Origin of the sequence: Streptomyces sp. URMC 126 (assembly GCF_051386555.1) — a bacterium.
Classification (GTDB): Bacteria; Actinomycetota; Actinomycetes; order Streptomycetales; family Streptomycetaceae; genus Streptomyces.
In genome coordinates, this window is record NZ_JBPQTX010000001.1 from 1 (window position 1) to 19,743 (window position 19,743).

Consider the following 19,743-nt stretch of genomic DNA (forward strand, 5'->3'; position numbering starts at 1 on the left):
GCCACCGGGTCCGGGCCACCGGGTCCGGGCCACCGGGTCCGGGCCACCGGGTCCGGGCCACCGGGTCCGGGCCACCGGGTCCGGGCCACCGCTCGCGGCCGGGCGGGAGCGGTGGCCCGGTCGCCCGGCCGCGAGCGGCGGCCCGGATACTGGCCGCATGGCTCCACCGTCCCCGCCGTCCCGGTTCCGTGACCCCCAGCTCGGCAAGTACGCGTTCAGCGGTCTGGTCCTCGTACGCTGCCCGAAGTGCGCGGGGATCGCCCGCGTCGCCCCGGCCCCGGGGGCCGTCGGCCAAGCGCCGGACGACGCTTCGTGGGCCTCGGCGACGGCGCGGCGGCGGCTGGTCTGCCGAGCCTGCGGTCTGGTGCGGTGGACCGACGCGGCCTCGGCCCGTTACCGCTGGCGCGAGGCCGTCGACCCGTACTTCCACCAGCCCCTCTGGCTCGCCGCGGAGACCCGGCACGGCCGGCTGTGGGCGTACAACCTCGAACAGCTGGAGCTGCTCCGGCGGTTCGTGAGCGCGTCGCTGCGCGAGCGGCCCCCGTGGTACGAGCACGGGCCGAAGATGACGTACATCGGCCGGCTGCCCGCCTGGATCAAGCGGGCGAGGAACCGCGACGAGGTCCTGCGGGCCGTCGACCGCCTGCGCGCCTCGGTCATCGGGTGACGCCGCCGCCCCCGCGGTCCGGTTGGGCATACGCCGCGGGGTCGCGGTGCGGCCCGCCAGGGTTGCCCGGCGGCGGGCCGTCAGCGGGCCCCGGCCGTCAGCCGGTAGTCCACGGCGGTGGAGAAGGAGCCCGCCGAGCCCTCGAAGTGGAGGAAGTGGGTCCCCGAAGACAGCCGTCCGGCCCGGACCCAGAGACCGCAGGCCAGAGAGCCGGGTACCCCCGTCACCGGCGTCCCCTTGAGGCGCACGGGTTCCAGCGCCCGGCCGTCGAGGGTGGCGCTGCCCTTCGCGACGGCGAGGAGGTCGTCGCAGCCGCCCTGGGAGGTGATCCGGCTGACGAGCGGGAACGCGATCGGGACGTCCGTGGGCACCCGGCAGGCACGTTTCGCCGGGCCGTCGTGGGTGCCGGCCAGGAACCAGACGTCGGCCGGCTGGTCACGGTCGCACAGCCGGCCGTCCGGGTCGTCGACCGGGCCCATGTCCCCCACGTGCAGGGGCTCCACACCCGCCCATTCCCACCAGCGGTTCTGCAACTCGGTCCCGGAGAGCTCGGCCGGCGTGGAGGGCGACACCGTCGCGTCCGGCGCGCCGTCACCGCCCCCGGAAGAGGAGCACGCACCGGTGAGCAGCACCGCGCCGGCGCCGAGGAGGAAGGCTGCGGAACGCATCCATCGCATGGACGGAGGGTATGACCAACGGGCTTACGGACGGACCAAGTTCATCCGATCTCTTCCGCTCCGTCGACCCCTTCAACCTCTTACATCTCTCCCGTCTCCTCCGTCCCTTCCGCCCGGCGCCGCAGCGCCGCCGCGTCGAGGAACGATCCGTGTGTGCCCGGGCTCAGGCACGCGTGGGCCCCGGCGACGAGCCCGTACCGGACGCACTCCTCCACCGGCCGGTCCGCCAGCCGGCCGAAGAGGAAGGCGGCGGCGAAGGCGTCGCCCGCGCCGCTGGCGTCCAGGACCGGTCCGCCCGGGCGGACGGCCGGGAAGTGCCGCGGCGCCCGTTCGCCGCGCGTCAGCAGGTGGCAGCCGTCCGCACCCGCGGTGGCCACGACGACGGACGCCCGGCCCCGGGCGACGGTCGACGTCATCACCTCCGCGAGCCGGCCCCGGACGTTCGCGGCGCTGAGGAAGACCACATCCGAACGGAGGGCGAACTCGACGTGGTGCGGGTTGTCGCCGTCCCAGTCGTGCAGGTCGGTGGAGACCGTCCGGCCCGACGCCTCCAGGTCGTCGTACAGGTGGCGGGCGAAGTCCATGATGGACAGGTGGACGTGCCGGCTCCGGCGCAGCAGGGGGAGGTAGACCTCCCGGGGCAGCCGCAGGGTGTCGGGGTGCCGGGCGTCGTAGAGCGACAGCCGGGCGCCGGTGTCGTCCACGAGGTTGACGCTCCGCCGGGTGCCGGCCGCCGTGACGACGGGCGTGAAGGCCAGGCCCGCGCCGGCGAGCCGGGAGCGGACCAGGGCGCCGTACGGATCGTCGCCGACGAAGTCGACGAACCGGGTGGCCAGGCCGAGCGCGTGGCAGCCGAGGGCCACCCCGGTGCCCGTGTGGCCCGCGTAGTCGTGGATCGGGGGGACGGCGACGGAGTCCCGGGCCGGCGGCGGGAGCGAGGGGACGCGGACGACGGTGTCGACGCCGGCCCCGCCGACCACCAGGACGTCGTGGAGCGGGCCGCCTTCCTCCGGAGCGGTGGGCGCCTCGTGCGCGTCGGACACGGCGGTCATTCCTCCAGCCAGAATCCGGCGCGGGTGCGCCACAGGTCGAACAGGGCGGCGTCTCCGAGGACTTCGACGGCGCCTTCCGGCACGGGCCGCCGGTAGACGGCCAGCAGCAGGTCGCCGGGCGTGCCGCGGACGGTGACCGCGGCCGGTTCCGGGGTGCGACGCCGGAGGGGCGCGTCGCCGGTGAGGTCGATCAGCCACTCCCCCAGTGGGTCCGACTCCATTCCGGTGGCCCGGAACCGGAGGGTGCGGCCGGGGCCGAGCAGCGCCGGGGCGCCGGGGCGGGGCCCGTACGCCTCGGGGAGCGCCGCGAAACCCGTCCACTCGTCCAGCGCGTCGAGGGCGACCGCGTCGTCGAGGACGTACCGCACGCCGGCCGCCAGGGCCGCGTCGGCGCGGTGCACGGCCGTCTCGTGGGCCATCCGGCGGGCCCAGAAGCCGGTGGTGGCGACAGGGCCGGGGGACCACACGGCCGTGTCGGGCCCGGCCTCGCCGAGGACCTCGGCGAGCCGTTCCGCGGCCCGGGTGAGGTCGGCGCTGAGGGTGGTCCGGTCGTCGCCGGGGCGGGGTTCGACGTCGTCGACGACGTCGTGGGGCACGGGCTCGGCGGCGCGGCTCGCCACGACCGTCCCGGCCCAGGTGAGGGCGCCGGTGACATGACGGAGGAGGTGGGCCAGGGTCCAGCCGGGGCACGACGGGACGGGGGCCGTCAGCGGCACGCCCTCGGTGTGGGAGAGCAACCGCCCGGCCTGCCCGATGATTTCGGCACGGTGGCGGTCGAAGGTCAGGACGCTCATGGGGGCACGATAGTGAGGGGATCCGACATCGGGCACCCGTTTTCCCCGGCGCCGGGTGGAGCCTGGCACCGGCGTGCGGGCAGGAGGCACTCGCCGCCGCCGCGCGCCGCTCGCCGTTCCGCCGGCGCTCACCGCCGTCATCGCGGCGGTGGAACCGCTGCCCGGCCCGGACATCCACCTCGGCCGCTGCCGGCGATCGCCCCGACGATCACGACGGCCCCCGCCGGGCCGCCGATCGGCCGCCGGCGCGGCGGCGCCCTGGCCGTCACCGCGCGGGACGCGGCCGGAATCTTCCACGGCCGGCCGACAGCCTCCGACCACACGGCGCGGCTCGCCGGCCTGTCGCCGCGCCGGCCGCGGCCACGCGGTACGGGGCGACCCGACGGCCGGTCGCCCTCACACGGACACCCTCACGTGATCGCGGCTCCGACCGGCCCTCCCTCGCCGAGCCGGGGAAGCGGCGCGAGGGTTGCCGAGCTCCGGAAGGAACAGCCGACCTCGGAGAGGGCGAGCGCTGACCGGAGGGGGCGACCGTCACCGCAGAGAACGGACCCGGGGCCAAGGTCAGCGCTCGGGCCCCGAAGAGGACACCCAGACCCAGGGCCCGGCAGCCGGAGCCCGAGCGGGACCGCCGGAACCCGAAGGGCACGGCCGAGGCCCGGAAGGAACAGCCGGCACCCGGAGGAAGGCGAACGCTGACCCGACGGGACAACCGCCACCGCAAGGAACGGACCCGGGGCCAAGGTCAGCGCTCGGGCCCCGAAGAGGACACCCGGACCCCGGACCCCACCACCGGATCCCGAAGGACACAGCCGAGGCCGGGAAGGAACAGCCGGCACCCCGGAGAGAGGCGAACACTGACCCGAAGGGACGACCACCACCGCAAGGAACGGACGCGCAGCCAAGGTCAACACCCGAGCCCCGAAGAGGACACCCGGACCCCCAGATCCGGCAGCCGGAGCCCGAGCGGGACTGCCGGTGCCCGAAGGGCACGGCCGAGGTCCGGAGAGAGCGGCCCGGGCGCGCCGGGGAGACGGGAGGAGACCTTGTCCGGGGAAGCGGCCCTTGCCCGGCGCGGGGAGCCGCCCGGGGCCCGGCCATGGCCGCCGCCGTCACCCGTTCGCCACATCCGTTCGCCCCCGGCGGCCGGAGCCCGCACGCTGGAGCGGTGCGGGGCGGCGTACCGCCCGGCTCTTCGGGGGGCACCACCGTTCGGCACCGGGGAGTCGTCATGCGCATAGCCGTCGTGGGCCAGGGGTACGTCGGGGTGACCGGGGCCGTGGCCCTCGCCCAGGCCGGGCACCTGGTCACCGGGATCGAGCAGGACCGGCAGCGGCTGGAGGCCCTGGCGCTGGGCAGGGCCCCGGTCGTCGAGCCGGGGCTCCAGGACCAGCTGTCCCTGGCGCTGGCCTCCGGCCGGCTCGCCTTCGCGGGCGCGCTGGCGCCGGCCCACGCCGAGCGGCCCTTCGACGCCGTCCTCATCACGGTGGGCTCGCCACCCGCGCCGGACGGTACGGCGGACCTCCGCCAGGTGACCGCCGCCGTCGACGAGGCGGCCGCGCTGACCCCGCCGACCTGTGTGGTGCTGAAGTCGACGGTCCCGCCCGGGACGAGCGACCGGCTGCTCGCGGCCCGGCCGGACCTGCGCGACCGGTTCGCCAGCAACCCGGAGTTCCTCAACCAGGGCAGCGCCATGGAGGACTGGACCGCCCCCTCCCGGCTGGTCGTCGGCGTCTGGTCCCGCCGGGTGCTCCCGCTGCTCCGCAGTCTGTACGACGGGGTGATCTGCCCCTGGGTGGTCACCACCCCGGCCAGCGCGGAGATGGCCAAGTACGCGAGCAACACCTTCCTCGCCGCGAAGATCAGCTTCGCCAACGAGATCGCCCGGCTGTGCTCGGCACCGGGTTTCGACGTGGACGACGTGATGCAGGCGGTCGGCTACGACCCGCGCATCGGGCACGCCTTCCTCCAGCCGGGGCTGGGGTTCGGGGACTCCTGCCTGCCCAAGGACACGCTGGCGCTGGCCCGTTGGGCCGCCGGCTTCGGCGTGCGCACCCCGCTGCTGGACGCGGTCATCGAGGTGAACGCCACGCAGCCCGGCATCGTCCTGGAGATCCTCCGCCGGGAGCTGGGCCAGGACCTCCACCGCTCGGTGATCGCCGTTCTCGGTGCCCGGTACGAGCCGTGGAGCGACGACATGCGGGCGGCGCCGAGCCTGACGCTGGTGCCCGCGCTGGTCCGGGAGACCGCGCGGGTGCGGATCTGGGACCCGGCGGTCGGGCCGGACGGGCTGGCGGCCCTCTTCCCCGGCACCGAGCCCGTCACGGATCTGCGGGCGGCGGTCCGCGAGGCGCACGCCGCCGTCATCCTGACCGAGTGGCCGGAGGTCGTCGAGTCCGACTGGACGGACCTCGGGGCGCGCCTGGCCCGCCCCCGTGTCGTGGTGGACGGCAAGAACTGTCTGCGTCCCTGGCAGCTGGCCCGGCTGCCGCTCCGCTACCGGGGCATCGGCAACCGCCCGGCGGCCGGGGTCCCGGACCCGGCGGGGTCGGCCGGGATCAGCGGGGGCTGAAGGGGCGTGCCGGGGGCCGGGGTCGGGCCCGGCCATCGCGCCATACGCTCCTTCCCGGGCATCCGCGAGGCCCGCCGGGGCCGCTCAGAACATTCCGCCCCCCGCCCGTATCGCCTGTCCCGTCACCCATCGCGCCGCGTCCGAGGCCAGGAAGCCGACCACGTCCGCGATGTCGTCGGGGCGGCCGAGCCGGCCGAGGGGGATGCGGCCCGCCAGTTCCTCCCGGGCCCGCGGCGGGAGGTGGGCGGCGAGGGCGTCGGTGTCCGTGGCCCCGGGCAGCACGCTGTTGACGGTGACGCGGCGCGGCCCCAGCTCATGGGCCAGGGCGCGGACGAGCGCGTCCCCGGCGGCCTTGGACGCCGCGTACACGCCCGCCCCGGGGCGCCGCGTGACGACCGTACCGCTGGAGACGACGACGATGCGGCCGCCGTCGCGGATCCGGGCCGCCGCCTCCCGCAGGGCGAGGAAAGTGGCGCGCGTATTGGTACGGAACATCAGGTCGAAGTCGTCGTCGGCCGTCTCGGCCACAGGGGAGAACCGGGCCACGCCGACATTGCACACCACGATGTCCAGGCCGCCGTAGAGCCGCTCGGCGGTGTCGAACAGGCGCCGTAGCTCGGCGGGTTCCGCGGCGTCGGCCCGCACGGCCGTGGCCCGGCCGCCGGCCGCCTCGACGGAGGCGACGGTCTCCGCCGCGGCGGCCTCGTCGGAGCGGTAGTTGACGACGACGTCGGCGCCGTCCGTGCCGAGCCGCTCGGAGACGGCCCTGCCGATGCCGCGTGAGGCTCCGGTGACGACGGCGACACGACGGTCCATGCGATTCCCCTGAAAGTCGACTGAGCAGATAGTCGATACTGTCGACTGATTGGTCGAGAGTGTCAACCATGGACTGCCCGGCGGCTACGATCAGGGCATGCGGCCCGGCACCGAAGACCACGACCTCGCCCGCACGCTCGCCGTGCTCCACCGGCAGGTCGCCCTGCGCTACGGCGCGGTCGCCCGCGAGGCGGGCCTCACCCTCCAGCAGGCGGAGACGCTCTGCCGGTTGGAGCGCTCGACGCCTTCCTTCGGTGAACTCGCCCGGCTGCTCGGCTGCGACAAGACGAACGTCACCGGGCTGATCGACCGCCTGGAGCGGCGCGGCCTCGTACGCCGCGACCCCGACCCGGCCGACCGCAGGGTCAGCCGCGCCGCCCTGACCGACGAAGGGCGGGCGACCGTCCGGCGGCTGAGCGAGAGGTTCGCCGACGTCGTGGCCGAGCACTGCGCCACCCTGCCCGCCTCCGACCGCCGTTCCCTCGCCCGGCTCGGCGCGGCGGCAGCGCGGGCGCTGGAGGAGGCGCCCTAGCGTCCTCCGCCGGCCCGCGTCGTACCGTCCGGGGGCCGGGCCCCTTCCGGTGGCCGTGGGCCGTCCGGTCGATGCCCGGCCAAGTCCGATCGCGTCAGGTCGGCCGACCGCTCACAGCGTCCCGTCCCGTCCGCCTCCCGGCTGCGGGTCGGTGCCGAACACCCAGGGGGCCAGCACGACGAGCCAGCCGTCGGGGTCCTCGAACAGCACGGCGCCGTGCCGGGACCAGTAGGGGTTGGCCGGGGCCACCGGCCGGTGGCCGCGCTCCTCCAGCCGGCGCACGGCGGCGTCCCGGGCCTCGGGGCCGCGCAGGTACAGCACCAGCTGGTTCTCCGGGTGCGGCGCGGGGACGCGCGGCGGCGTGCCGTGCTGGGTGATCTCCATATGGACGGGGGTGCCGGGCAGGCCGAGAACGACGCCGTCGTAGCCGTCGTGGTCGCGCCACCGGGCGAGGACCGGGAGGCCGAGGTCGTCCGCGTAGAAGGTCAGTACGTCGTCGTAGTGGGCCGTGGGCCGGGCGAACCGTACGGCGCCCACGGCGAGATGCTCGGGCCAGATGTGTGTCATGGCCACACTGTTCCACAGGAGCAACTTCCGTCACTTCCGTCCCGGGATCCATGCGGCAGTACGGCCCGCGGCCGAGGGCGAACGGCCTACGACCGGCCTTCCCGCCGACGACCCGATGGACAACCGACCGGCAAGGCAAGGGGGTTTGGCCAGGGCTTCACGCGGTACGCGCACTGGCGAGGTCAGTGAAGGCGACCCAGAGGTCCGCAGATGACAGCCAAGTCCCGATCCGACGGCACATCCGGCAAGAAGCCCGACGAGAAGCCCGAAGACAACCCTGACGACAAGAACGACGACAAATCCGACGAGAAATCCGACACGAAAGACGGCGAATCCGTCACCGTCCCGGTGCCCCACATCCTGCGGTCGGCCCGCGACCAGCTCGCCGAACTGGCGGGGCTGCGGCCCGAGGGGGTGTCCGGCTTCGAGCGGACCCCCGAAGGCTGGACGGTGGAGATCGAGGTGGAGGAGATCCCCCGCGTTCCCGAGACGATGAGCGTGATGGGGCTCTACCTGGTGACCCTCGACCCCGAGGGCAACCTCACCGGCTACCGCCGAGCGCGGCGTTACGAACGCGGGCGGACCGACTCCTGACGGACGCAGAACGCCGGCGGGCGGAATCCCCCGCTGCCGCCGGCCCGTCGGCCACGAGAGGAAGTTCCCGACATGAGTGTTGTCCCGACGCAGCAGTCCGGTGGTGCCGGCGGCACCAGTGGTCTGTACGACGTCCTGGAGCTCGTTCTCGACCGCGGCCTGGTCATCGACGCGTTCGTCCGCGTCTCCCTGGTCGGCATCGAGATCCTGAAGATCGACGTACGTGTCGTCGTCGCCAGCGTGGACACGTACCTGCGGTTCGCCGAGGCCTGTAACCGCCTCGACCTGGAGGCCGGCCCGCACCGGAGCGCCGGGCTGCCGGACCTGGTGGGCGAGGTCACCGAGAGCGGCGCCCGCGGCAAGAGCAAGGGCGTGCTCTCGGGCGCCGCCCAGTCCATCACCGACGCCTTCCAGCAGGCCCGCGGGGACGGCGAGTCGAGTGGGAGCCGCCGGAGCTCCTCGCGGAGCAAGAAGGAGGAGAGCGAGTGAGCACCTACGTCTACGGCATCACCAGCGGCGACCGCGCCCAGCTGCCCGAGGGGCTCACGGGCATCGGCCAGCCACCGCGCCAGGTACGCCTGGTGACGGAGGCCGGGCTGGCGGCGGTGGTCAGCGACTGCCCGGAGGAGCTCCGGCCCAAGCGGCGCGACCTGTTGGCCCACCAGCAGGTGCTGTCCGAGGCCGGCCGCAAGTCCTCGGTCCTGCCGATGCGGTTCGGCAGCGTCTGCGAGAGCGACGACGACGTGGTCCGGGTGCTGTCGGAGCACGCCGAGCACTACCGGTCCAAGCTGGAGCAGCTGTCCGACCGTGTGGAGTACAACGTCAAGGCCGTGCACCACGAGGACGTGGTGCTCCACCTCGTCCTCGCCGAGAACGCCGACCTGCGGGCGCTGGCCGAGGCCAACCGGAAGGCGGGCGGCGGCTCGTACGAGGACCGGCTGCGGTTCGGCGAGAAGGTGGCCGAGGCGGTCCGTTCCCGGGAGGCGTGGGACGCCGAGCTGGTGCGCGACACCCTGGAGCCGCTGGCGGAGGGGTGCCGGCCGGGGCCGGAGAGCGGCGGCTGGTTCCTCAACCTGTCCTTCCTGGTGGCCGAGTCGGCCGCCGAGCGGCTGCTGACCACCGCCGACCGGCTGCGCCGGGCGCATCCGCAGCTCGACCTGAAGGTGAACGGCCCGCTGCCGCCGTACAGCTTCGTCGACTCGTGATGTTCGTCGGCTGGGTCCTCCGCCGGGTCCTCGCCGAGGCCGAGCGGCTGTACTACGACCCGGCCGTCATCCAGGGCGAACTCCGTTCGCTGGAGCAGGAGCTGGAGGCCGGCCGGCTGGACGAAGAGGAGTTCGACCGGCTGGAGGACGAGTTGCTGGACCGGCTGGAGGAGGCCCGGCGGCGCTCGCCGGCGGCGCCGGGCTGACGCCCTCCGGTCCCCGCGGAACCGCCTCCGGTCCCCCGCGGAACCGCGCGCCCGGCCGGTCGTGCGACGACGCCGAGCGCCGGGAGGGACCGGCCCAGGAAAGGCCCCGAGGGACGACGCGGATGACGCCGATGACGCCGATGACACGGAGAACCGACGCAGAGGAGCCCCGAGAGCCATGAGTTTCCCGAGCCGCCTGCCCGACGCCCGCTCCCCCGCGGAGGGTTCGGGGGCGAACCTCGCCGACATCCTTGAACGGGTGCTCGACAAGGGCGTGGTGATCGCGGGCGACATCCGCATCAATCTGCTCGACATCGAACTGCTGACGATCAAACTGCGGCTGGTCGTCGCCTCCGTCGACCGGGCGAAGGAGATGGGCATCGACTGGTGGGAGAGCGATCCCTCACTCTCCTCCGGTGCGCGCAGCCGCGAATTGCGCGAGGAGAACGAGCGCTTGCGGGCGCGCATCGCCGCGCTGGAGGAGGAACGGCCGGCCCTGCCGGCCCGGGAGGCGGCGGACACCCGGGACCGGCAGGCGAACGAAAGGGGAGGTGAGGAGCGGTGACCGAGCAGGACCGGGAGCGGGAGCTGCTGTACGCCTACGCGGTCGCCCGGGACACCGGGCCTGGCCGGGACGTACCCGACACGGTGACGGGTGTGGCGGGCGAGCCGGTGCGCGAGGTGTGCCACGAGGGGTTCGCGGCCCTGGTGGGCCGGGTGCCCGCGGCGGAGTTCGAGGAGGGGGCGCTGCGCGAGCGGCTGGAGGACCTGGCGTGGCTGGAGCGGGTGGCCCGCGGCCACCAGCGGGTGGTCGACGCCGCCGTCTCGCTGTTCCCCTGCGCGCTGCCCTTGCGGCTGGCGACGGTCTACCGCGACGAGGACGGGCTGCGGCGCATGCTGACGGCGGGCCGGGAGGCCTTCGGCACCGCCCTCGACCGGCTGGAGGGGCGGGTGGAATGGGGGGTCACCGTGTACGCGGCGCCCGCCCCGCCGCCGTCTCCGCGGCCGCGGGAGGCGTCGAAGCCCCCGTCCGGCCGTGACTACCTGCGGCTGCGCGGCGCCGAGCGCCGGGCCCGCGAGGTCGGCGCGCGGGAGGAGGACCGGGCGGCGGACGCGGTGCACGAGACGCTCGGCGCCCTGGCGGAGGCCGTCCGGCTGTACCCGCCGCAGAATTCCCCCCTCTCCGGGCACCCTGGCCGCAACCTCCTCAATGCCGCCTATCTGGTGCCGAGGGGCCGCTCGGAGGAGTTCACGAAGACGCTCGACGACCTGCGGGACCGGGCCCCCGACGGGTTCCGGATCCGGCTGACGGGACCGTGGGCGCCCTACTCCTTCGTCACCCACGACCCCTGCGTCCCGGAGGCACCGTGACCGGCGACGGCCTTCCGACGCAGCGGTTGTCCCTGGTGGACCTCCTCGACCGGCTGCTCGCCGGCGGCGTGGTGCTCACCGGCGACATCACCCTGCGGATCGCCGACGTCGACCTCGTCCGGATCGACCTGCGGGCCCTGATCAGCTCCGTGGACGCCCGGGTGCCCTCGCCCTGGGAGGACTGCCGGGGCGACGCGGAAGTGACGGCCGGGCCGACGGAACCGTCGGAGGAGTGGTGCGGGAGCGACGCGGGAGTGAGGGAGCCATGACCGGTGTGAACCGTCGCGTGGAGCTGGACCGGGACACCGTCGAGCGCGACCTGATGAAGCTGATCCTGACCATCCTGGAGCTCCTCCGGGAGCTGATGGAACGCCAGGCGCTGCGCCGCGTCGAGCAGGGTGACCTCTCGGAGGACCAGGAGGAGCGGATCGGCATGACCCTGATGCTCCTCGCCGACCGCATGGACGGGCTCTGCCGGCAGTACGGGCTGGACCCCGAGGAACTCGACCTGGACCTGGGGCCGCTGGGATCGCTGCTGGGCCGCCGGTGACCGGAGCCGGGTGCCCCTGGAGCCCGCCTGCCCGCCGCCCGGCGGCGGTACCTGCTACTTCGAGTGGTTCGACAGTGCGGGCCGGCGCGGTATCGAACTCAGCCCGGAGATCGGCGTCTGCTACAACACGTCGTCGGCCAGCGCGGTCCGGGGCACCAACAGGACCAACCGCACCGTGCACCTCTGGCCGAGCAGCGGCTGCGTGGGCAGCGCGGCCGCGCTCGTCTCCCCCGGCTTCTCCTGGAACGACCCGTCCCACACGTACTTCTCGTTCAAGCCCATCCGCTGACCGGGACCGGCAAGCGCCACCGGCGGGGCGCGACCGGTGAAACGGCCCCGCCGCGGCGGCTCAGTCGAGAATCGCCCTCACCAAGGCGCCCAGGCCGCGTGCCACCGCCCGGAGCGCCCCCACCTCCGCCGCGGTGTCGGCGAGTTCGGCGGTGTTGTCCACCGCGTCGAACCGCCCCGACCGGCACGTCCGGCACACTCGCCGCCGCCTCCGGCCCAGCCGCCCACAGCGCTCGCACGCCCGTTCCCGCTTCCTCATCGGCCGATCATCGCACGGTCGCACCACCGGACGGGACGGCACCCGCGAGGGGTGCCGCAACCCGTTCGACGGATCCGGAGGCGTTTTCCGCGCCCGGCGCGGGCCCGGCCCGTAACGTCCGCCGTGAGCGCCCGGGGCCGGTCCGGCCCCGGGGTCCGGAGGAAGGTGCGTGCCATGTCCGAAGCCGCCGAACCGTCCGCTGTCCCCCGGCGCCGCGCCCTGCTGCTCGGGGCGGCGGCGGGCGCCGCGGCCGGTCTCACGCCGGTGGCCGCGCGGGCCGCGCGTCCTACGGCCCGGCCGGCCTCCCGGTCGTCCGACGGCCGCCGCGTGGCGGTGATCGGCGCGGGGGTCGGCGGTCTCACCGCCGCCCACGAGCTCGCGGAACGCGGTTTCGCGGTCACCGTGTACGAGCGGCGCCCGGTCCCCGGCGGCAAGGCCCGTTCCCTGTACGTCCCGCACAGCGGCACCGGGGGCCGGCGCGATCTGCCCGGCGAGCACGGGCACCGCGGGGTGTTCGGCTTCTACCACAACCTCCCCGACACCCTCCGCCGCATCCCGCTGCCCGGCGGGAAGAGCGTCCACTCCCGCCTCACCCCCGTGCGGTGGATCGACTTCGCCCGCGTGCCGGGCCGGCCGGACTTCCCCGTCCCCGTGGACCGGTGGGCCCCGCCCTCGCTCGCCGACGCGAACCTGCTGATCGCGTCGCTCGCCGGTCTGCTCCGGGAAGGCACCCGCGTGCCGCCGTGGGAGGCGCTGTTCTTCGCCAAGCAGGCGGTGATGCTCCTGACGAGCTGTACGGAACGCCGGTTCGGTCAGTGGGAGTACGTGCGCTGGTGGGACTTCATCCGGGCGGACGGGATGTCGGAGGACTACCAAAAGTTCCTCGGCGGCGGGGTGCAGCTCCTGCAGGCGCTCCGGGCGCCCGTCGCCAGCACCCGGACCTGTGGCCAGGGCATGGAGTCCATCCTCTACGACCTGGCGGGCCGCGGCAGTGACGCCGGCGGACCCTTCGACCGCGTCTTCGACGCGCCGACCAGCGAGGCGTGGCTGGACCCCTGGGCGGCGCACCTGCGCTCGCTCGGCGTGCGCTTCGCCTTCGGCCGCACCGTGGAGCGGCTCGACCTGCGCGGCGGCCGGATCGCCTCGGCCACGGCCCGGACGGCGAGCGGCGCGACGGAGCGGATCGACGCCGACTGGTTCGTGGTCGCCGTGCCCGCCGACCGGGCCGGCCGGCTCTGGAACACCGCCCTCCGGTCGGCCGATCCCCGGCTGGCGGCCATGGAGGGGCTGCGGCACACCTGGTGCAGCGGCATCCAGTACTACCTGCGCGAGCAGGCCCCCGGCGTCCGCGGGCACGTCCTGCACGTGGACTCCCCCTGGAAGCTGGCGTCCATCGCCCAGTCCCGCGTCTGGTCGGCGCCTTTCGACCGCACCTGGGGGAACGGCCGGGTGCGGGAGTCGCTGTCGGTGGTGATCTCCGACTGGGACACGCCGGGCATCCTCTACGGCAAGCCCGCCCGGCGCTGCACCCGGGCCGAGGCCGCCCGCGAGGTGTGGGCGCAGATGAAGGCGCACCTCGCCGACCACGCCCCGCTGGACGACGCCCTCCTGGAGGGCTGGTACCTGGACGAGGCGATCACCGAGGGGGATGACGGTCTGCGCGACGACGATCCGTTCCTGATGAACACGGCGGGCTCGTGGGACCTGCGCCCCGAGGCCACCACCGCCGTCGGGAACCTGTTCCTGGCCGCCGACCACGTCCGGACGTACAGCAATATCGACTTCGCCTCGATGGAGACGGCGAACGAGGCCGGCCGCCGGGCGGCCGGGGCGGTGCTGGCCGCGGCGGGCGGCCCGGGAGGAGGGTCGCGGGCGGAGGTCCGGACCTTCCGGGGTTATGAGGCGCCGGAGTTCGCCGCCGCCCGCGCCCTGGACCGGGAGCGCTGGCGGCAGGGGCTGCGGCACGTCCTGGACGTCGGCTGAATCCGGCCGCCGACGGCCGGCGGGAAGGGCCGGAACGTGGCGCGTGTGCCCTGTTCCCCTCGCGTACCTCCAGGCGTCACAGTGACGCCACCGCCCCTTCCACCCGTCTCGCTGTCCTGGGAGCGCTTCGTTGGAGCGCTTCGTTCCCGTTCCCCCACACCTCAGAGGTCACCTTGCCCATGGGAGAGATCGACCGCCGGCGGTTCCTGCAGCTGTCCGGCGGCACCGCCGCGTTCGCCGCGCTGTCCGGCAGCATCGCCCGCGCCGCCGCCATTCCGGCCCGGCGGAGCACCGGCAGCGTCCAGGACGTCGAGCACATCGTCGTCCTGATGCAGGAGAACCGTTCCTTCGATCACTATTTCGGATCCCTGCGGGGGGTCCGCGGCTTCGGTGACCCGCGGCCGGTGACGCTGCCCAGCGGGAAGTCCGTCTGGCACCAGTCGGACGGGCGGCGGGACGTCCTGCCGTTCCGGCCCGAGGCCGACCACCTGGGCATGCAGTTCCTCCAGGACCTCAACCACGACTGGGCGGGCGGGCAGCGGGCGTTCAACAAGGGCCGCTACGACCAGTGGGTGCCGGCCAAGACGGCGACCACCATGGCGTACCTGACCCGCGAGGACATACCGTTCCACTACGCCCTCGCCGACGCGTTCACCCTCTGCGACGCGTACCACTGCTCGTTCATCGGCTCGACCGACCCCAACCGCTACTACCTGTGGAGCGGGTACACCGGCAACGACGGCAAGGGCGGCGGCCCGGTCCTCGGGAACGAGGAGGCGGGGTACGGCTGGACCACCTATCCGGAGCGGCTGGAGAAGGCCGGGATCTCGTGGAAGATCTACCAGGACATCGGCGACGGCCTCGACGCCAAGGGCAAGTGGGGCTGGACCGGTGACGCCTACCGCGGCAACTACGGCGACAACTCGCTCCTCTACTTCAACGCCTACCGCGACGCCAAGCCGGGCGACCCGCTGTACGAGAAGGCCCGCACCGGGACGGACGTCCGGAAGGGCGACGGTCTCTTCGACGTCCTCAAGGCGGACGTGAAGGCCGGACGGCTGCCGTCGATCTCGTGGATCGCCGCGCCGGAGGCCTACAGCGAGCACCCGAACTGGCCCGCCAACTACGGCGCCTGGTACATCGCCCAGGTGCTGGACGCCCTCACCTCCGACCCGGAGGTATGGAGCCGCACGGCACTGTTCGTCACCTACGACGAGAACGACGGCTTCTTCGACCACGTCGTCCCGCCGTACCCGCCGGCGTCCGCCGCCCAAGGCCTGTCCACCGCCGATCCCGGCCCCGACCTCTACAAGGGCGGCGGCGGCCGGACGGCCGGCCCCTACGGGCTGGGCCAGCGCGTCCCCATGCTGGTGGTCTCGCCGTGGAGCACCGGCGGCTTCGTGTGCTCCGAGGTGTTCGACCACACGTCGGTCATCCGGTTCATGGAACGCCGCTTCGGGGTGCGCGAGCCCAATATCTCGCCGTGGCGGCGGGCCGTCTGCGGTGACCTCACCTCGGCCTTCGACTTCAGCCGGGCGGACGCCCGGCCCGCCGCGCTGCCCTCCACGGCCGGCTACGAGCCCCCGGACCGGCTGCGTCACCCCGACTACGTCCCCAAGCCGCCCGCCACCGGCGTACTCCCCCGCCAGGAGCCGGGCTCCCGTCCGACCCGGCCGCTGCGCTACGCGCCGTTCACGGACGGTGCCCTCGCCCCGGGGTCCGGCCGGTTCACCCTCACCTTCAGCGGCGGCGAGGCGGCGGGGGCGCAGTTCCTCGTCACCTCGGCCAACCGCACGGACGGCCCGTGGACGTACACCGCGGAGGCCGGGAAGACCGTCGCCGACACCTGGAACACGGCGTACTCCAAGGGCGTCTACGACCTCACGGTGCACGGCCCGAACGGATACCTGCGGAGTTTCCGGGGGCCCGGCGGCACCGCGGGCCCCGAGGTCACCGCCCGCCACAACGCGGCCACCGGGGATCTCGACCTCACGCTGACGCACCAGGGCACGGCCGACTGCCATCTGACCGTGAGCGACGCCTACGGCGGCCCGGACGAGACCCTGACCGTGCGGCTGGGCGCGACCGTGCGCCACACGGTGCGGACGCGCGCGGGCAAGCGCTGGTACGACGTCTCGGTGGTGGCGCGGGACGGCGGCGCGCTGGGCACGTTCCTCAGACGCTTCGCCGGGCACGTCGAGACGGGCGCGTCCGGGGTGAGCGACCCGGCTCTCGCCACCCACTGACCCCGGCTCCGTCCTCCCGGGCCCGTCGGCGTCCGGCCGCTCCCCGGTCGGAGTGGTCGGAGCGGTCAGAGCGGCCAGACGCCCGTCCGCCACAGGTGCACGATGCCCCGCGCGATCCCCCGCGACTCCGGGTCCGCCAGCGCGTCCGGGTCACCGCCCGCCGCGTCGAGGTCGTCGAGGAACCGCCCGACGGCCTCCCGGCCGACCCGCTCCAGCGTGGTGTCGTGGTAGAGACGGACGAGCCCGGAGGCCCGCAGCTCGTCCTCGTCCTGCCCGGTCAGCCGGGCCGACAAGGCGACGAAGCCCGGATGATCCGCGTTCGGGAAGTTCATCCGCCGACGCCCCTTCTTCTCCCGCTCGCGCCCGTTTCCTCTCGAACCGGCGCGCCCCGGCGGTCGTCCGCTCCGCCGGGCGCCCATTCTGCGGGGCGCGGGCGGGCGCGGAAAAGAGCGCGCGATGCGGGGCGTTTCCGGCACCGGTGCCGGGACGGGTGATTCCCCGGCGGTGAATGTTCCCTTCCCCGCGCCGAAAGGGCCAGGTCTGCCCGCCGGATTCCCGGGCATCCGCCAGGTGTCCGTCTTTCCGCTCGGAGACGCCGCACGGACACGCGGCGCAAGGAGGCAAGATGTCGCAGATCGAGGAATCCGTCGAGGTCGCCGTTCCGGTCACCACCGCCTACAACCAGTGGACGCAGTTCGAGGAGTTCCCCCAATTCATGGAGGGCGTGGAGCGGGTCGAGCAGCGTTCGCCGACGCTCACGCACTGGGTGACCAAGACCGACGGGGTCCGGCGGGAGTTCGACGCCGTGATCACCGAGCAGATTCCCGACGAGCGGGTGGCGTGGACCACGGTCGAGGGTGACGTCCGGCAGGCCGGCGTCGTCACCTTCCACCGGCTGGACGCGGCTCGCACCAAGGTCATGCTCCAGTTCGACCACACTCCGGAGGGCATGGTCGACACCCTCGGCGACAAGTTGGGGTTCGTCCGCCGGCAGGCCAAGGGGGACCTGAAGCGGTTCAAGGAGTTCATCGAGTCGCGCGGCCTGGAGACGGGCCAGTGGCGCGGCCAGGTGTGACCGGGTGTGAAACCACTGTGAGAAGTCGTCGCGCCGGAGCCCGGAACAAAGGGCTCCGGCGCGGTGCGTCCGGCGGGAACGGGACGGGACATCGTCCGGGTCCACGGCTCCGGGCGCACGGCGAGGGGGCCGCGGCCCGAGAGCCGCGGCCCCCTCGGGGCCTTCCATGGGAAGCGGTCAGTCGTGGAGGGCGTCCTTCGCCTTCTCCTTGGCACCCCGCAGGTCGCCCTTGGCCTGGTCGGCCCGGCCCTCGGCCTCCTTGCGCTCGTTGCCGACGGCCCGGCCGGCGCTTTCCTTGACCTTGCCCTTGGCCTGCTCCGCCTTCGCCTTGGCCTTTTCCTGGGCGCTCATCTCGATATCTCCTTCGTGCCGTCGATGATTTCAACCGGCGGCTGCCCCGGCCGGCTCCCTCCAAACCCGTCGCTCACCGAAGTGCCGAAGAGGCAGGTGGGAGGACGAGTTCGGTGTCGAATCCGCAACGAGTCGGCATGAAGAAAGGAAGCCCGGATAAAAGCGAAAGCACTGGGAAGACGACACGTCGGAGGTTGATTTCCATGGTTCCCCTTCTTCTCGTTCTGCTCCTCGCTCTGATCCTTTTCGGCGCCGGATTCGCCGTCAAGATTCTGTGGTGGGTCGCGGTGGCGGTGCTCGTCATCTGGCTGCTGGGCTTCCTGGTGCGCTCCGTCGACTCCGGTGGCGGCCGCAGCCGCTGGTACCGATGGTGACGTTCTGACACCACGGCCCCGTCTCCTCCGGGCCCGGCGGGACCTGGTCCCCGCCGGGCCTCGGTGCTGTCCGGCCGGAATCCGGAAGGAGTCCGGCCGAAATTCGGCGTGCCGACATGCATGCCCCGGCGAACCCGGGGCAGGAGCCGAACTGACAAGCACAGTTGAAGGAGGGCGCACGTGACCAGCATGAGCGTGACGCAGACGGCCGGAGCCGCGCGGAGCAGCACTGCGGCGGGTGAGCCTCTCGGTGTGGATCTGCCGCAGGTGGAGGACGCGGGCGGTATCGACCCGCGCGACGCCCGGGCTTTGAACAAGCTCTTCCTGGACCGGCTGTCGGTTCTGGAGGAGGGTACGCACGAGTACCAGTACGTCCGGAACACCCTCATCGAGATGAACCTCTCCCTGGTGCGTTACGTCGCGGGCCGCTTCCGCGGCCGGGCGGACCAGATGGAGGACATCGTCCAGGTGGGCACCATCGGTCTGATCAAGGCGATCGACCGGTTCGATCTGACCCGTGAGGTCGAGTTCACCACCCTCGCCATCCCTTACATCACCGGCGAGATCAAGCGCTTCTTCCGTGACACGAGCTGGGCCGTCCATGTGCCCCGCCGGCTCCAGGAGCTCCGGGTGGAGCTCGTCAAGGCGACGGAGGAGCTCTCCGGCCGGCTCGGCCGCTCCCCCACGGTCAAGGAGCTGGCCGAGGTGCTGGACCTCTCCGAGGACGAGGTCATCGAGGCCCAGGTCGCCAGCAACGGCTACTCCGCCCACTCCATCGACACCCCCGCCGAGCCCGGGCCGCGGGGGCACGACTCCTCGCGCTCGTGGTCGGAGCGGATCGGCACCGTGGACGACAACCTGGAGAAGGTGGAGGCGCTGCACGTCCTCAAGCCGCTCCTGAAGGAACTCGACGAGCGCGAACGCCTGATGCTGGAACTGCGCTTCGGCCAGGAGATGACCCAGTCGCAGATCGGCGCGGAGCTCGGTATTTCCCAGATGCACGTCTCCCGGCTGCTCAGCCGCACGCTCAGCCGGCTCCGCAAGAAGATGCTCGCCCAGCAGTGATTCCCGCCCTCCGGCGGCCTGTTCCACCGCGCACGACCCGCCCCTCCCGGCCGTCCGGCCGCCGAGGGGCGCCGTCGTGCGCGAGCGAGCACGTCCGAAGGTTTTCTTCCAGGGTTATTTCCGGACTTCCGGGCGAGGCGTGGGGAGAGGAACGATCCCGGAACACCCGGAACGGAGGTACCGACGTGGACTGGCGACAGTACGCCGCCTGTACGGAAGAGGACCCCGACCTGTTCTTCCCCATCGGCACGGGAGCGCCGGCGCTGGCGCAGGCGGAAGGGGCCAAATCGGTCTGCGCGCGCTGCCCGGTGCGGGAAGAGTGTCTGCGATGGGCCCTGGAGACCCGCCAGGAGTACGGAGTGTGGGGTGGTACGAGCGAGGGGGACAGGCGTGGGCTCCGCCGGGGGACGGGAAGGCGCCGTGTGGGTACCTCTTCCTAGTACGGTGACGGGGCTCCCGGCGGGACGGGGCGTTCCGCGTCCACCGTGCGCCCCCGCGC

25 protein-coding genes and 1 pseudogene are annotated in these 19,743 nt (G+C 73.6%); 18 read left to right on the top strand and 8 right to left on the bottom strand.

The features are described from left to right. The first annotated feature begins 157 nt into the window (after positions 1–157). The gene (locus ACSNOK_RS00005) at positions 158–667 is read left to right on the top strand and encodes a hypothetical protein (protein WP_436778410.1); all 510 of its coding nucleotides are present in this window, start codon (positions 158–160) and stop codon (positions 665–667) included. Positions 668–747: 80 nt separating this feature from the next. Here ACSNOK_RS00005 and ACSNOK_RS00010 read toward each other — a convergent pair whose 3' ends face one another. The 3 genes from ACSNOK_RS00010 to ACSNOK_RS00020 all read right to left on the bottom strand — a co-directional run bounded on the left by ACSNOK_RS00010 (position 748) and on the right by ACSNOK_RS00020 (position 3,190). Further along, positions 748–1,344 (bottom strand): signal protein, encoded by a 597-nt coding sequence (locus ACSNOK_RS00010; RefSeq protein ID WP_436778411.1) that lies wholly within the window; start codon positions 1,342–1,344, stop codon positions 748–750. An 80-nt stretch (positions 1,345–1,424) separates the two neighbouring features. Further along, positions 1,425–2,387: a carbohydrate kinase family protein gene (locus ACSNOK_RS00015; protein ID WP_436778412.1), complete on the bottom strand. Its 963-nt coding sequence runs from the start codon at positions 2,385–2,387 to the stop codon at positions 1,425–1,427. A 5-nt stretch (positions 2,388–2,392) separates the two neighbouring features. Further along, the gene (locus ACSNOK_RS00020; RefSeq protein ID WP_436778413.1) at positions 2,393–3,190 is read right to left on the bottom strand and encodes a maleylpyruvate isomerase family mycothiol-dependent enzyme; all 798 of its coding nucleotides are present in this window, start codon (positions 3,188–3,190) and stop codon (positions 2,393–2,395) included. A 1,231-nt stretch (positions 3,191–4,421) separates the two neighbouring features. On the opposite strand from ACSNOK_RS00020, the gene ACSNOK_RS00025 reads away from it, so the two are divergent. Further along, complete coding sequence (locus ACSNOK_RS00025; RefSeq protein ID WP_436778414.1) at positions 4,422–5,762, top strand: UDP-glucose dehydrogenase family protein; 1,341 nt, start codon at positions 4,422–4,424, stop codon at positions 5,760–5,762. An 84-nt stretch (positions 5,763–5,846) separates the two neighbouring features. Here ACSNOK_RS00025 and ACSNOK_RS00030 read toward each other — a convergent pair whose 3' ends face one another. Continuing rightward, positions 5,847–6,578 carry an SDR family oxidoreductase gene (locus ACSNOK_RS00030; RefSeq protein WP_436778415.1) on the bottom strand — a complete coding sequence of 244 codons (732 nt, stop codon included), beginning with the start codon at positions 6,576–6,578 and terminating at the stop codon, positions 5,847–5,849. A gap of 49 nt (positions 6,579–6,627) precedes the next feature. Between ACSNOK_RS00030 and ACSNOK_RS00035 the strand changes: the two genes are divergently transcribed. Continuing rightward, positions 6,628–7,110, top strand: a complete 483-nt coding sequence (locus ACSNOK_RS00035) for a MarR family winged helix-turn-helix transcriptional regulator (protein ID WP_436778416.1) — start codon at positions 6,628–6,630, stop codon at positions 7,108–7,110. 111 nt (positions 7,111–7,221) lie between these two features. Here ACSNOK_RS00035 and ACSNOK_RS00040 read toward each other — a convergent pair whose 3' ends face one another. Continuing rightward, positions 7,222–7,677, bottom strand: coding sequence for a VOC family protein (locus ACSNOK_RS00040; protein WP_436778417.1), 456 nt, complete (start codon positions 7,675–7,677; stop codon positions 7,222–7,224). A 210-nt stretch (positions 7,678–7,887) separates the two neighbouring features. Here ACSNOK_RS00040 and gvpO point away from each other — a divergent pair, with 210 nt between their 5' ends. The 9 genes and pseudogenes from gvpO (at position 7,888) to ACSNOK_RS00085 (ending at position 11,892) form a co-directional block, all read left to right on the top strand. After that, the gene (gene gvpO, locus ACSNOK_RS00045) at positions 7,888–8,271 is read left to right on the top strand and encodes a gas vesicle protein GvpO (RefSeq protein ID WP_436778418.1); all 384 of its coding nucleotides are present in this window, start codon (positions 7,888–7,890) and stop codon (positions 8,269–8,271) included. A 72-nt stretch (positions 8,272–8,343) separates the two neighbouring features. Next, positions 8,344–8,760 carry a gas vesicle structural protein GvpA gene (locus ACSNOK_RS00050; RefSeq protein WP_436778419.1) on the top strand — a complete coding sequence of 139 codons (417 nt, stop codon included), beginning with the start codon at positions 8,344–8,346 and terminating at the stop codon, positions 8,758–8,760. Further along, positions 8,757–9,476 (top strand): GvpL/GvpF family gas vesicle protein, encoded by a 720-nt coding sequence (locus tag ACSNOK_RS00055; protein ID WP_436778420.1) that lies wholly within the window; start codon positions 8,757–8,759, stop codon positions 9,474–9,476. The genes ACSNOK_RS00050 and ACSNOK_RS00055 overlap by 4 nt, the downstream gene beginning before the upstream one ends. Next, positions 9,476–9,682, top strand: a complete 207-nt coding sequence (locus ACSNOK_RS00060) for a gas vesicle protein GvpG (protein ID WP_436778421.1) — start codon at positions 9,476–9,478, stop codon at positions 9,680–9,682. Before ACSNOK_RS00055 ends, ACSNOK_RS00060 begins: the two co-directional genes overlap by 1 nt. Before the next feature lie 178 nt (positions 9,683–9,860). Further along, positions 9,861–10,247 (top strand): gas vesicle protein GvpJ, encoded by a 387-nt coding sequence (gene gvpJ / locus ACSNOK_RS00065; RefSeq protein ID WP_436778422.1) that lies wholly within the window; start codon positions 9,861–9,863, stop codon positions 10,245–10,247. Further along, positions 10,244–11,053: a GvpL/GvpF family gas vesicle protein gene (locus ACSNOK_RS00070; protein WP_436778423.1), complete on the top strand. Its 810-nt coding sequence runs from the start codon at positions 10,244–10,246 to the stop codon at positions 11,051–11,053. The genes gvpJ and ACSNOK_RS00070 overlap by 4 nt, the downstream gene beginning before the upstream one ends. Further along, positions 11,050–11,235 (top strand): annotated as a pseudogene (locus ACSNOK_RS00075) (gas vesicle protein); the annotation flags it as partial. The gene ACSNOK_RS00070 and the pseudogene ACSNOK_RS00075, both read left to right, overlap by 4 nt. Positions 11,236–11,318: 83 nt before the next feature. Beyond that, positions 11,319–11,603: a gas vesicle protein K gene (locus ACSNOK_RS00080; protein WP_436778424.1), complete on the top strand. Its 285-nt coding sequence runs from the start codon at positions 11,319–11,321 to the stop codon at positions 11,601–11,603. A 10-nt stretch (positions 11,604–11,613) separates the two neighbouring features. Continuing rightward, the gene (locus tag ACSNOK_RS00085) at positions 11,614–11,892 is read left to right on the top strand and encodes a hypothetical protein (RefSeq protein ID WP_436778425.1); all 279 of its coding nucleotides are present in this window, start codon (positions 11,614–11,616) and stop codon (positions 11,890–11,892) included. A 60-nt stretch (positions 11,893–11,952) separates the two neighbouring features. Here the strand turns inward: ACSNOK_RS00085 and ACSNOK_RS00090 are convergent, their stop codons facing one another. Continuing rightward, complete coding sequence (locus tag ACSNOK_RS00090) at positions 11,953–12,150, bottom strand: hypothetical protein (RefSeq protein WP_436778426.1); 198 nt, start codon at positions 12,148–12,150, stop codon at positions 11,953–11,955. A 174-nt stretch (positions 12,151–12,324) separates the two neighbouring features. Here ACSNOK_RS00090 and ACSNOK_RS00095 point away from each other — a divergent pair, with 174 nt between their 5' ends. Continuing rightward, a complete protein-coding gene (locus ACSNOK_RS00095; RefSeq protein ID WP_436778427.1) occupies positions 12,325–14,133 on the top strand; it encodes a hydroxysqualene dehydroxylase in 1,809 nt (602 codons plus the stop codon). 179 nt (positions 14,134–14,312) lie between these two features. Further along, complete coding sequence (locus ACSNOK_RS00100) at positions 14,313–16,379, top strand: phosphocholine-specific phospholipase C (protein WP_436778428.1); 2,067 nt, start codon at positions 14,313–14,315, stop codon at positions 16,377–16,379. A gap of 65 nt (positions 16,380–16,444) precedes the next feature. On the opposite strand, the gene ACSNOK_RS00105 is transcribed toward ACSNOK_RS00100, so the two are convergent. After that, positions 16,445–16,711: a hypothetical protein gene (locus ACSNOK_RS00105; protein ID WP_436778429.1), complete on the bottom strand. Its 267-nt coding sequence runs from the start codon at positions 16,709–16,711 to the stop codon at positions 16,445–16,447. Between the two features lie 293 nt (positions 16,712–17,004). On the opposite strand from ACSNOK_RS00105, the gene ACSNOK_RS00110 reads away from it, so the two are divergent. Beyond that, positions 17,005–17,454 (top strand): SRPBCC family protein, encoded by a 450-nt coding sequence (locus ACSNOK_RS00110; protein ID WP_436778430.1) that lies wholly within the window; start codon positions 17,005–17,007, stop codon positions 17,452–17,454. 177 nt (positions 17,455–17,631) lie between these two features. Here the strand turns inward: ACSNOK_RS00110 and ACSNOK_RS00115 are convergent, their stop codons facing one another. Continuing rightward, complete coding sequence (locus ACSNOK_RS00115) at positions 17,632–17,805, bottom strand: CsbD family protein (protein ID WP_436778431.1); 174 nt, start codon at positions 17,803–17,805, stop codon at positions 17,632–17,634. Positions 17,806–18,008: 203 nt separating this feature from the next. Here ACSNOK_RS00115 and ACSNOK_RS00120 point away from each other — a divergent pair, with 203 nt between their 5' ends. From ACSNOK_RS00120 to ACSNOK_RS00130, 3 genes are all read left to right on the top strand, one after another. Next, positions 18,009–18,179, top strand: a complete 171-nt coding sequence (locus ACSNOK_RS00120; protein WP_004947742.1) for a hypothetical protein — start codon at positions 18,009–18,011, stop codon at positions 18,177–18,179. Positions 18,180–18,368: 189 nt separating this feature from the next. Further along, the gene (locus ACSNOK_RS00125) at positions 18,369–19,244 is read left to right on the top strand and encodes an RNA polymerase sigma factor SigF (RefSeq protein ID WP_436778506.1); all 876 of its coding nucleotides are present in this window, start codon (positions 18,369–18,371) and stop codon (positions 19,242–19,244) included. Between the two features lie 185 nt (positions 19,245–19,429). Next, positions 19,430–19,684, top strand: a complete 255-nt coding sequence (locus tag ACSNOK_RS00130) for a WhiB family transcriptional regulator (RefSeq protein ID WP_436778432.1) — start codon at positions 19,430–19,432, stop codon at positions 19,682–19,684. Positions 19,685–19,743: the final 59 nt, after the last annotated feature.